General features: G+C 73.0%; 11 protein-coding genes. 4 read left to right on the forward strand and 7 right to left on the reverse strand.

Annotated features, from left to right (window positions below; all coding sequences use genetic code 11):
• Window positions 1-150 precede the first annotated feature (150 nt).
• From ACYVOM_RS21585 to ACYVOM_RS21610, 6 genes are all read right to left on the reverse strand, one after another.
• Window positions 151-777 carry a neocarzinostatin apoprotein domain-containing protein gene (locus tag ACYVOM_RS21585; RefSeq protein WP_460305247.1) on the reverse strand — a complete coding sequence of 209 codons (627 nt, stop codon included), beginning with the start codon at window positions 775-777 and terminating at the stop codon, window positions 151-153.
• Window positions 774-1,376 (reverse strand): neocarzinostatin apoprotein domain-containing protein, encoded by a 603-nt coding sequence (locus ACYVOM_RS21590; protein WP_460305248.1) that lies wholly within the window; start codon window positions 1,374-1,376, stop codon window positions 774-776. Before ACYVOM_RS21590 ends, ACYVOM_RS21585 begins: the two co-directional genes overlap by 4 nt.
• Window positions 1,373-3,034, reverse strand: coding sequence for a P-loop NTPase family protein (locus ACYVOM_RS21595; protein ID WP_460305249.1), 1,662 nt, complete (start codon window positions 3,032-3,034; stop codon window positions 1,373-1,375). Before ACYVOM_RS21595 ends, ACYVOM_RS21590 begins: the two co-directional genes overlap by 4 nt.
• Entirely contained in the window at window positions 3,021-4,133 is a 1,113-nt protein-coding gene (locus tag ACYVOM_RS21600) for a hypothetical protein (protein WP_460305250.1), read from the reverse strand. Before ACYVOM_RS21600 ends, ACYVOM_RS21595 begins: the two co-directional genes overlap by 14 nt.
• Window positions 4,130-5,098, reverse strand: coding sequence for a WxL protein peptidoglycan domain-containing protein (locus ACYVOM_RS21605; protein ID WP_460305251.1), 969 nt, complete (start codon window positions 5,096-5,098; stop codon window positions 4,130-4,132). The genes ACYVOM_RS21600 and ACYVOM_RS21605 overlap by 4 nt, the downstream gene beginning before the upstream one ends.
• Before the next feature lie 81 nt (window positions 5,099-5,179).
• The gene (locus tag ACYVOM_RS21610; RefSeq protein WP_460305252.1) at window positions 5,180-6,508 is read right to left on the reverse strand and encodes a WxL domain-containing protein; all 1,329 of its coding nucleotides are present in this window, start codon (window positions 6,506-6,508) and stop codon (window positions 5,180-5,182) included.
• 171 nt (window positions 6,509-6,679) lie between these two features.
• Here ACYVOM_RS21610 and ACYVOM_RS21615 point away from each other — a divergent pair, with 171 nt between their 5' ends.
• From ACYVOM_RS21615 to ACYVOM_RS21630, 4 genes are all read left to right on the forward strand, one after another.
• Entirely contained in the window at window positions 6,680-7,336 is a 657-nt protein-coding gene (locus tag ACYVOM_RS21615) for a class E sortase (protein ID WP_460305253.1), read from the forward strand.
• A gap of 126 nt (window positions 7,337-7,462) precedes the next feature.
• Window positions 7,463-8,281, forward strand: a complete 819-nt coding sequence (locus ACYVOM_RS21620) for a cyclase family protein (RefSeq protein WP_460305254.1) — start codon at window positions 7,463-7,465, stop codon at window positions 8,279-8,281.
• Window positions 8,274-9,695 (forward strand): MmgE/PrpD family protein, encoded by a 1,422-nt coding sequence (locus tag ACYVOM_RS21625; protein ID WP_460305255.1) that lies wholly within the window; start codon window positions 8,274-8,276, stop codon window positions 9,693-9,695. Before ACYVOM_RS21620 ends, ACYVOM_RS21625 begins: the two co-directional genes overlap by 8 nt.
• A 2-nt stretch (window positions 9,696-9,697) precedes the next feature.
• Complete coding sequence (locus ACYVOM_RS21630; RefSeq protein ID WP_460305256.1) at window positions 9,698-10,405, forward strand: hypothetical protein; 708 nt, start codon at window positions 9,698-9,700, stop codon at window positions 10,403-10,405.
• 69 nt (window positions 10,406-10,474) lie between these two features.
• Here ACYVOM_RS21630 and ACYVOM_RS21635 read toward each other — a convergent pair whose 3' ends face one another.
• A complete protein-coding gene (locus ACYVOM_RS21635; protein ID WP_460305257.1) occupies window positions 10,475-11,281 on the reverse strand; it encodes an IclR family transcriptional regulator in 807 nt (268 codons plus the stop codon).
• Between the last annotated feature and the right edge of the window lie 57 nt (window positions 11,282-11,338).

Here is an 11,338-nt window from a genome sequence, read left to right on the forward strand (position 1 = left end):
GAGTCGAGCCCCGCCCGCTCCCCCCAGCCGGGAACCTAAGGCCCGCGCCCGTCCTCTCCACAGGGTCCGGTGTCCCGCCGGGGCCGGGAAAGGCCGAGGGCCCCGGTCGGGTGACCGGGGCCCTCGGGTTTCCTGAGAGCGGAGGAGCCGTCAGGAGTCGGTGGAGGTGCGGCGGCGCGGGAGGAGGAACAGGAGGGCGGCGCCGGTGAGGACGAGGGCGGAGGCGGCCAGGGCGAAGGTGGGGATGCCGTCCGGGCTGCCGGTCTGCGGGAGGGTGCCGGTGCCGTCACCCGTGCCCGTGCCCGTGCCCGTGCCGTCACCCGTGCCGGTGCCGGTGCCGGTTCCCGTGCCGGAGCCCGAACCCGAGGAGCCGAAGGTGATGGCGACCTTGGTGATGATGTTGGACGGGTTCATGAGGCTGGTGACACCGATGATGCAGGTGCCGGCGACGGTGCAGTCCTTGCCGCCGACGGTCTTCACGATGGTGATCTTGTTGCCCTTGGCCGGCGGCACCCACTTGCCGCTCGCGTCGGCCTTGCCGAGCAGCGAGCCGGTGAGGTTGCAGTCGTTCGGGCCCTTCACCGCGGTGAGGCACTGGCCGACGGCGACCGAGGCCAGGTTCGGGGTGAGGCCGGTGAGGGAGTTGACGGTGACGACGTCTCCCGCGGCCAAGCCGCTGGTCTTGCTGATGCTCAACTGCGCCGCGGCGGCGGAGGCGCTCGGCGCGAAGAGGAGCACCGCCGCGCCGGTGAGGGCGGCGAGCCTGCTGATCTTCATTTGATCCTCCTGAGTGACTGGTTCCTGGCGGCGACGACGGTGACGGCCACGAGCGCGAGGAACGTGGCGGCCCAGAGGGGCACCGAGGGCCCGGCGACGCCGTCCGGGTCTGATGCGGCAGCGTCAGACGCGCCTGGCAGCGCCGCCTCGGTGGAAGTGGTCTTGGGGGTGAAGGTGGCGCCCTCGAACATGATCGGCACCTTCACGGAGTTGGCCTTGAACACGCTCGACGGCACCTGGTCGGGGATGGGCCCGGCTCCGATGACGCACTGCTGCTTCACGCAGTCGTACTCCTTGAACTGCGCGTGCAGCTCAAGGGTGATCTTCTCCAGGTCGCCCTTGTCGTCGGCGTTGACGAACTTGGCGCCGTGTTCGAGGTCGCAGTGGTCGAGGCCGTTGGTGTACTCCTCGATGCACGGCCCCACGGCGATCCCGGTCAGGCCCGGCTTGAAGCCGCTGCCTTCGACCGTGATGGTCTGGCCTTCGGTGAGGTTCTCGGTCGCGCTGACCGTCAGCTTGGCGCCCTCCGCCGCTTGGGCGGGTCCGATCGGGGGCAGCGCCAGCACGGCCACGAGCGCGAGGAGCGGGATCCTTCTCATGATCGTCCTTGGTCCAGGCTCGCGGTGAGCTCTTCTTCGGTCGGCCGGGCGAGTTCGGCGTCGACGCGGCCCTTCTTGAGCAGGTGGGCGCGGGCGCCGAGCCCCGCGGCGAGCGGCACCGGCGGTTCGGCGAGCACGACGACGGCGCCCTTGGCGGCGAGGCGCTCCAGCACGGGGCCGAGCGTCGGCGCGCAGTACTGGGCGTCGACGAGCAGGACCCGCGGTTCGCGCAGCAGCGCCTCGGCGAGGCCGAGCAGGAGCCCGGCCATGCCGTCGAGGCCGGAGACGGGTTCGTCGCGGCGTTCGGCGAGTGCGGGGAACACGTCGAGCACCTGGCGGGCCCGCCACGGCTCGGCCCGGTCCGCGAGCCGTTCGGCGACGGTCCTGGTGTCCCCTTCGGCGACGATCGGGGCCCGGTGGGCGAGCCCGAGGTCGGCGCGTCGGCTCGCGGGCAGCCGGGTCAGGTCGGCCCCGTCGGACAGCAGCCTTCCGCCGCCCGCGGGGACGGTCCCGGCGACGAGCCCGAGGACGGACCGGGAGCCCTTGCCGTAGAAGGCGAGGACGTCTCCGGGCCGGGCGGTGAGGCTGATGCCGTCGATGACGCGGTCCCGGTCGCTGAGCCGCCACATCAGCAGCGGCGGCCCGTCCTGTTCGGCGGGCGGGGTGAGGCGCAGTTCGACCAGCGCGAGCACGAGGACGGGCAGCGCCGCGAGGGTCAGCGCGGTGCCGGATCCGGCGAACGTGCGCAGCAGCGGGTCGGCTCCGTAGGCGAGGAGCCCGCCGAGCAGCGCGAACGAGGCGGTGAGCGCCGCGCCGCGTCCTGCGGTCTGCCGGTCGAGCCCGGCGAGCGCGGCGATGGAGGCGGCGAACGTGATGGTGACGCCGACGCCGAGCAGCACCGCGTTCGGGCCTGTCGCGGTGAGCACCAGCCCGCCCGCGGCGAGGATCAGCAGGGACGCGATGTCGCCGGCCCAGCGGATCAGCGGGTAGGCCAGGGCGCATCCGGCGACGACGGCGATCAGCAGCGCCACGATCTGGTCGCTGCCGAACAGCTCGAAGCGGAACATCCACAGCCGCAGCGCGGGCAGGATGATCGCGCCGAGCGTCCAGCCGACGGCGCTGTAGGCGGGCAGCATCCGCCGCACCGGCCGCGAGTCCGACGGCGCGGGCGGCGCGCCCGGCACGAAGATCCCGGCGACCAGGGCGAGCGCCCCCGCCACGACGAGGCCGTTCAGCGGGTCGCTCGCGAACACCGCGGCGATGACCGCGGCCGCGGCCACGCCGACGAGGCCCGTGTGCCCGGCGCGTCTGCCGGGCCCGCCGCGGGTGAGCGCGAGGAGCGTCGGCGTGCAGGCCGCGATGACCATGACGAAGGTGGAGAACACCGCGACGACCGGCAGCATGGCCATGATCAGCAGTGAGACGCCCGGCGCCAGCGCGACCCCGTGCCGGAACCCGGTGCGGTGCTTGGCCTTCAGCAGCAGCGGCGCGAGCGCCATGCCGAGCAGGAGGCCCATGGCGGCCATGTAGCCGACGACCTGGCCGGGGATGTTCACCTCGGCGCCGAGTCCGTCGCCGAGCAGGACGAGCGAGGCCAGGCTGAGCGGGGCGACGGCCGCCGAGCCGACGAGCCGGGAGCGGCGGTCAGCGCGGCTCATCGGGACCTCCTTCAGGGTGGGCGGAGCTGGGGTCCGGCAGCGGGAGGGGCGCGGTGGCGCCGTCGGCCGCCAGGAACGCGTCGAGCGCGGCGGTGTCGAGCAGCGGCGGCCCGTCCAGATAGGTGAGCAGCGCGGCGCGGTCGATCACGAGGGTGTCGCCGTCGCCGCCGCGGGCGGTGCCCTCCAGGTGGGCGAGCAGCGCCGTCCGTTCGAGGTGGCGCGGGGCCGCAGGGGCTGAGGCCGGGGACGGTACGACCGCGGCCCCGCGGGTTCTGGGCCGTCTGCGGCGGATCGCGGCGCGCACTCCGGCGAGGAGGGCGAGCAGCGCGAGGAGGTTCACGCCGAAGAGCAGGTAGGGATAGGTGGTGAAGGAGACCTGGAACTCGGTCTGCCCGGCGAACCGGCCGCCGACGACGAACGAGCCGTAGGAGGCGGGCGGCAGTTCGACCGGCACCCGGAAGGTCGCGGTCGCGCCGGGCGCGATCGTGCCGGTGGGCGGCGCGGTCAGCGGCATGTCCGCGGTCGCGTCCGCGCCCCAGCCGACGACGAGAGGCGCGTCGGCCACCGGGTCGGGCGCGTTGTTGCGGACGGTCAGCACGAGCGTCCGGCGGGTCTTCCAGCCGAACAGCTCGCTCCACGTCCCGCCGCCGGTGAGCCGGGCGTCGACGAGGTCCACGCGGGTCGGCTGGGCGTCCTTGACGACCTCGGACGTCGGATGCCCGAGGACGGTGAAGGGCACGTCGACGATCATCCGGTCGGCCTTGGACGGGGTGGCCATCCGGATGACGCAGGGGCAGTCCACGGGGGGCGCCCCGATGGTGAGGCCGCCCGTGACGACCCCGTCGGGGCCGACGGGCGCGGTGACGGCCCCCGCGGCGTCGCAGTCGACCGAGCCGTTGACCGCGAGCCGCCCGCACACCGACAGGTGCACCAACGTCCCGGCGGGCCAGCCCGCACCGGTCACCTGGACGATCGTGCCGGGCGCGCCCTCGCCCGGCGAGGCGCTGCCGCCGGGGTCTGCCGAGGCGGGGACGGCCCAGAGGGCGGTCAGCAGTGCGGCGCTCGCGGCCAGCGCGGCGAGCAGGCGGGGCCCGGTCATGCTCTTCTCCGAGCGGTGAGGCGGCGGCGCAGCCGGACGGCTCCGAACACTGCGAGCGCCAGGACGGAAACGGCGACGACGGTCTGCCAGGGCAGGGTGGAGTAGCCGGTGCGGACGACGGACTGGACGCCCGCGCGGGTGGACAGCTCGGCGGTGACCGTCACCTTGTCGGCCGGGGGCGCCCCGTCCCACGGCAGTTCCAGGTCGAGCTTCTGGCCGGGCAGCAGTTCGGGGAGCGTCCGGGTGGAGAAGTCGCGCAGCACCCGCCCGAACAGCCCGGTCGCCTTGAGGTGGATCGACGGGGTGAGCCGGACGTTGCCGACGTTGGCGACCGTGTACTTGATGACGGTCCCCTTCGGCCCGCCCCAGGGCAGTTCGGGCTTCGTGTTCTCCACCCGCAGCCCGTCCAGCCGGACGCCGGGCACGAGGGTGCCGGTGACGCGCAGATAGATGCGGGCGCCGACGGCGCGGCGCAGCCCGATGGTGGCCCCGCTCGCCTGCTCGGCCCGCTCGATCGCCTTGTTGGCGACGACGACGCCCCCGATGTGCTCGCCGGGGGTGGCGTTGGCGGGGATCGTCACGGTGAAGGGGACGTCCAGGGCGCGGCCGGCGGGGACGCTGATCTCGTCGCTGCCGGTCTTGGTCCACAGGCCGACGTCCTTCTGCGCGTCCTCGGGGGTGCGCAGCGCGAAGGCGCCGTCCCGAGGCGTGTTGTACCCGTCTGCGGGATACACCTGGAACGTCATCTTCTTGTCGGTCTGGTTCCACACCCGGACGGTGTCGCGGATGACGTCGCCGGGGCGGCCTTCCAGGGAGAAGTACAGCCTCGGCGTCAGCGTCTTGCTGGTGGTCGCGGGTCCGACGGCCCAGGAGCCGTTGCCGGTCGGGGCCGGCTCGGCGTGGGCGGGAGCTCCCGGGAGCAGCGCGGCGCACAGGCCGAGGACGGCGGCGATCACGCGTTTCATGGGCACTCCCTTCTTTTGGTTCGGACCCCGCCAGGCGGGCGCGTTCGCCCGGCGGGGGGTCTCGGGGACAGGGGCTCGGGTCTAGGAGAGGGTCAACGTGAGGATCGCGTCGTACTCGCCCGTCGCGGTCGCGGCCGGGACGTTCAGGGACAGGTCGGCGCCCGCCTCGTAGGTGCCGCCGACGGGTCCGGTGGTGCTGTCGGTCGTCGAGCAGAGCAGCGCCCCGCCTTCGCCGAGCGCCCCGGGGCTGCCGGTGACGACGGGGGTGGAGCCGGGCTGCGCGCCGCAGCGGGGGGTCCAGGTGAGGTTTCCCGCGGCGATGGTCGCCCCGGCCTGGCCGGTGAAGTCGGTGAGGGTGCCGACGAGGGTCCAGCCGGTGGAGGCGCCGCGCGCGTCGGCGATGGTGACGGCGCGCAGGGCTCCGGTCGCGGTCTTGTTGGTGCCGTCGAGGGTGACCGCGGTCAGCGTGACCTCGCCCTGCTCCTTGCTGAGGGTGAGCGGCCCGCCGGTGACGGTCACGTTCACGTCCTGGGTGGTGCACTGGTCGGGTTCCTTGCCCGCGCAAGGGTCGACGGGCGCTGCGGCGGCCTTCACCTGGATCGCGACGAACTTGGTCGTGCGGTCGCGGATGACCTTCAGCTTGTAGGTGCCGTCGGCGGTGCCCTGCTTGACGGTGGCCGAGCCGAGGAGGTCGCCGGCGTCGTCGATGGAGGCGGTGACGTTCTCCAGGTTCTCGCCCGAGCAGGCCTTGCCCTGCGCGTCGCACAGGTGGACCTCGACGGGGCCCTTCTTCCAGCCGGAGCCCTTGAGCGCGATCGGCGTGCCGGGCGCGACGGTGACGGGGTCGGCGAGCAGGGTCACCGGGGCGCTCTCGCCGCGGACCTTGAGGGTGTAGATGACCGCGGTCTTCTTCGGCGCGCAGTCGATGTCGACGCTGATGCCGAAGGACGTCGCGGTGATGACGAGCTTGCCGGGCTTGAACTTGACGGTGCCGCCCGCCGACAGGGGCACGTCGGCGGAGACCTCGCCGATGGGCAGCTTCTGGCCCTTGGGCACGGGGCCCTTCTTCTGGCCGCCCGTCATGTCGTAGGAGCCGGTCTGCGCGCCGGAGGCGAGGAGCTTGACCGAGGTGCTCCAGGTCTCGATGTCAAGGGGCGCGACGGCTGGCAGCGGGGAGAAGTCCGCCTCTATCCTTGCGGTGTCGCCGACCCCTGCGGGCGAGGGCGGGCCGCTCGCCTTGATCCGCGCGCTGTACGTGAACGCCTTGTTGAAGATCTTGCACTGGTAGGTGACGGTGCCGTCGGTCGCGAAGGCAGGCTCGCCCGCGACGGTCATCGCGGCGACGGCGGGCGCCGCGACAGCCGTCGCCCCGGCCATGACGGCTCGCAGGGCGGCCTGTCTCTTCATCACGACGTCGGACTCCGATGTTTCGCTGGGGGAAACGAAGTTTCGCAAGTGCGCCCTAGCGAACCGCTGTCAAGGGACCGATGTCAAGGCTGCGACCGAAGGCGAAACGCAAACGTTTCATTCAACGGATCGCCGTTTCCCAATCACCGGACGGAGGGGCTACCGTCCCTCGACATGCGCACCGTCGTACGCCTGGTCGCAGAGTTCTGCGTCACCGCCGGCCTGATCCTCGCCCTCTTCGTCGCCCACCTCGTCTGGGGTACCGACGACTACACGCGCAGGGCCCAGAAGGGCCTCAACGACGAGCTCGACGAGCTGTGGCGCAAGCAGACGACCGTCGCCGCCGCCCAGCAGCCGGGCAGGCCGAAGCTCGTGGAGCAGGCGCCCGACGTCGGCGACGCCTTCGCCGTCCTGCGCATCCCGCGTTTCCAGGGCTGGCGCTACGCCGCCGTCGAGGGCGTCTCCAACGCCGAGCTCGCCAAGGGCCCCGGGCACTACCCGGGCACGCCCATGCCCGGGGAGAAGGGCAACACCGTCTTCTCCGGCCACCGCACCACCTACGGCGCGCCGTTCAACCGGCTCGGCGAGCTGGTGCCGGGCGACCAGATCCTCATCGACACCGCGACCAAGACCTACGTATACCGCGTGACGGGGTCGAAGATCGTGCTGCCGACGGACCTGTCGGTCATCGCCTCGGTCCCCGGCAAGCCCGGCGCGAAGGCCAGCAAGGCCTATCTGACGATGACGACCTGCCACCCGAAGTACTCGGCCGCCTACCGCCTCGTCATCTTCGCCGAACTGGCCCGCAGCGAACCCCGCGCCGCCGCTTAGCGAAACCCCTACGAGACCTCGCCCACCTTCCGGAACCTGTTCCCCACCGTGTAACGTCGTTTCCATTCGAGGCACGGGGGCGCGCTCCCCGCGTCCACCCCGCCCCCGCGAAGGAGCCGACCGACAGTGCTGTGGAACGACCTGGCCGGCGCCACGGTCCTCGACCTGGCCCAGCCGATGAAGACGGGGATGCCGCAATCCCCCAACCATCCCCCGTTCCGCATGCTCCTGGAACGCCGGCACGGCGACATGGTCCGGGCCGACGGCGGCTCCGCCGCCAACGAGATCATCATCACCGGCGGGCACGTCGGCACCCACGTGGACGCGCTCGCGCACGTCTCCCAGGACGGGCTCGTGCACGGCGGCTCCCCCGCCGTCGCCGACCACCGGGGATTCGCCGAGGGCGGCATCGACTCCTTCACCCCCTACGTCGGCCGGGGCGTCCTGCTCGACGTCGCCGCCGTCCACGGCGTGCCGGTGCTGCCCGCGGGCTACGAGGTCACCGTCGACGACCTGGAGAAGGCCGCCTCCGGGCTGGACATCCACCCGGGTGACGTCGTGCTCATCGGCACCGGCTGGTCCCGGCACTGGGACGAGCCGGAGAGGTTCATCGGCGCCCGCGACGGCGTCCCCGGGCCGGGCGCCGCCGCGGGCGCGTGGCTCGCCGGGCTCGGCGTGCGCGCCGCGGGCGGCGAGACCATCGCCTTCGAGCACCTCGCGCCCGGCAAGGGCCACGCCCTGCTGCCGGTGCACCGCATCCTGCTGGTCGAGTCGGGCATCAACATCATCGAGACGATGCGGCTGCTGCCGCTGCTGGAGTCGGGCGTCCGCGAGTTCCTCCTCGTGCTGAACCCCCTCCCCATCGTCGGCGCGACGGGCGCGCCCGTCCGTCCGCTGGCCGTGCTCGCCAACGGCACCGCGGGCCCGGCGGTGGCCGGTGAGTGAGAACGCCAAGACCCATGTCCAGGCGCTCGCGGAGTTCGCGGCGGCCTGCCGGGACGAAGGCATCCCCGCCGAGGTCGCCAAGGACGTCTCCGAGCGCATCCTGGACGTCGCGGGCAACTGCCTCGCCGGACGCGCCGAGGAGACCGCCGAGACGGACCCGGGCAACGCGGTCCTGAAGACCGCCTCCCGATGGGGGACCGGCGGGGCGTCCGAGGTGCTCGGCACCGACGTCGTCCTGCCCGCCCCGAACGCCGCCCTGGTGAACGGCACCTACGCGCACGCGCTGGACTTCGACGACACCCACCTGCCGTCGGTGCTGCACCCGAGCGCGTCCGTCGTGCCCGCGGCCCTCGCCGTCGCCCAGGAGGTCGGCGCGAGCGGCAGGGACCTCCTCGCCGCGGTCGCGGCGGGCATCGAGATCTGCGACCGGCTCGGCATGGCCTCCTATGACAAGGGCATCCGCAACTCGGTGTTCTTCGAGCGCGGCCAGCACGCCACGTCGATCTGCGGCACGCTCGGCGCCGCCGCCGCGGCGGCCCTGCTCTACGGGCTGGACGCCGGAGGCGTCGCCGACGCCGTCGGGATCGCCGCGAGCATGGGCTCCGGTGTGCTGGAGGCCAACCGGACGGGCGGCACCGTCAAGCGGATCCACTGCGGATGGGCGGCTCACGGGGGCGTCGCCGCCGCGGGGTTCGCCGCGGCCGGGGTGACCGGCCCGCCGACCGTCATCGAAGGGCGGTTCGGGTTCTTCCAGGCGTGGCTGAGCGGCCAGTACGACGCCGCCCCTCTGCTGGAAGGGCTGGGCAAGCGGTGGGAGACCACCCGGACCGTCTACAAGCCCTACCCGACCAACCACTTCACCCACCCGGCGATCGACTGCGCCCTCGCACTGCGCGCCCAAGGGCTCGACCCCGCCGACGTCGTCTCGATCGAGGCGGGCTTCCCGGCGCCGACGCTGCGGACCGTCGCCGAGCCGCCCGAGGACAAGGCCCGGCCGCGCTCGCCCTACCACGGCAAGTTCTCCGGCCCGTTCACCATCGCGACGGCCCTGCTGGGCGGCGGCGGCCTCGGCGTCTACCTCGACGACTTCGCCGAGGGCGCGCACGAGGACCCGGCCCGGCTCGCGCTCGCCGCGAAGGTCACCTGCTTCGCCGACGAGCGGGCGAGCGAGATCTTCCCCAACGCCTTCGCGGCGGTCCTGCGGGTCACCACCCGGGGCGGCGCGGTGCTGGAGCACCGGGTCGACTCCTCGCGCGGAGGGCCGGGCCATCCCCTGCCCGCCGCGGACCTGCGCGCGAAGTTCCTGCTCAACGCCGCCCGCGCGGTCGGCGAGCCCGCCGCCGAGGCCCTCGCCGCGGCGGTCACCGGGCTCGGCGACGCGCCGCGCGTCGGCCCCCTCACCTCCGGAGACTGACCATGGGACCACATCCGTACGGCTGGTGGATCGTCCTGCACATCGTGCTGTTCGTGTTCTGGCTCGGCGGCGACCTCGGCGTGTACTACTCCAGCAGGTTCGTCCTCAAGCCCGAACTCGCCCCGGCGTCCCGGGCGACGGCGCTGAACATCATGAGCGGCCTCGACCTCGGGCCGAAGATCACGCTCGTGCTGTTCCTGCCGTCGGGCGTCACGCTGATGGCGATGGACCCGCACGGCGCGAACATCGGCGGACACGAGATCTTCACGTGGCCCCTGGTGCTGCTCACCTGGCTGTTCGCGTTCGGCTGGCTGGCCGCGACGATCATCGACCACCGCACGCACGGCAAGTACCCGTGGGTGCGCAGGGCCGACTGGACGATCCGGATCGGGCTGATCGCCACCCTGTTCGGCATGGCGGGCTACACGTTCTTCGCGGCCGAGCCGTTCGGCGTCACCACCGAGCCGAAGTGGCTGGCGGGCAAGGTGTTCTTCTACGCCCTGGCGATCGCCTGCGGCCTGGGCATCCGGATCATGCTGCGCCCGTTCGGCCCGGCCTTCGGCGCGCTCATGCAGCACGGCAGCACCCCGGAGACCGAGTCGGTGCTGAAGCGCTCCATCGACGGCTGCGTGCCGTTCGTGTTCGGGATCTGGGCGAGCGTGCTCATCGCCGCGGTCCTCGGCGTGCTCAAGCCCGGCGCGAACCTCTGACCGGTGGGCGGACGTGCAAGCGCGGCGGCGCGGGGGCTCCCGCCCGCCGCGCCGCCCGGCGCCCGCCGCTCAGTGCTCGGGGAAGCCCAGCTGGGCCGAGACCCGGGACGCCGCGGCGATGAGGATCGGCGCGTACTCCTTCATATGGCTCTTGAAGCGGGTCGCGGGGCCGGAGACGCTGAGCACGGCCAGCACCCGCCCGTCGTGGTCGAAGACCGGCGCGGCGATGGAGCCGGCGCCCTCCTGGCGCTCGCCGAGCGAGGTCGCGTAGCCGCGCCTGCGGATGCCCGCGAGCTCGGTGCGCAGCGCGTCCTCGGCGACGATGGTCTTGTCGGTGAGGGCGTTGAGGGGGTGGCGCGCGAGGTATCCGGAGACCTCGGCCTCGTCCAGGAAGGCGAGGAACGCCTTCGAGGAGCTGCCCGCGTGCAGCGGGTAGGGGATGCCGAGGCTGACCTCCATCCTCAGCTCCTGGTTGGGCACCGCCTGGTCGACGTACATCCGGGTGTCGCCGCGGCGCACCGACAGGGTCGCGGTCTCGCCCGTCTGGCGGGACAGCAGCCGCAGTTCCGGGCCGACCATCGCGCGCAGGTCCATCCGCGCCATGTAGGCGCGGCCGAGCGAGATGGCGGCGTGGCCCAGCGCGTAGCGCCGGGTCACCGGGTCGACGGTGATGAGCTCCTTGCTGCGCAACGCGGTGAGGATGCGGTGGACGGCGGCCTTGGTGAGCCCCAGCTCCGTCGCGATCTCGGTGACCCCGAGGTCCGGCCGCGTACTGCGGCCGAAGAGCAGCAGCACGTCCATCGCACGCTCCACGGCGGCGATCGATCGGCTCTGGCCCTCGGGCTCTTCGCCGGGCTTCGACGCGGTCCTCGGCACGGTTCAACTCCTCCTCAGATGATCCGACGGAGGCAGTGTAGGCCAGAACGTTTCCTT

The sequence above is a fragment of the Actinocorallia aurea genome, from assembly GCF_054783995.1.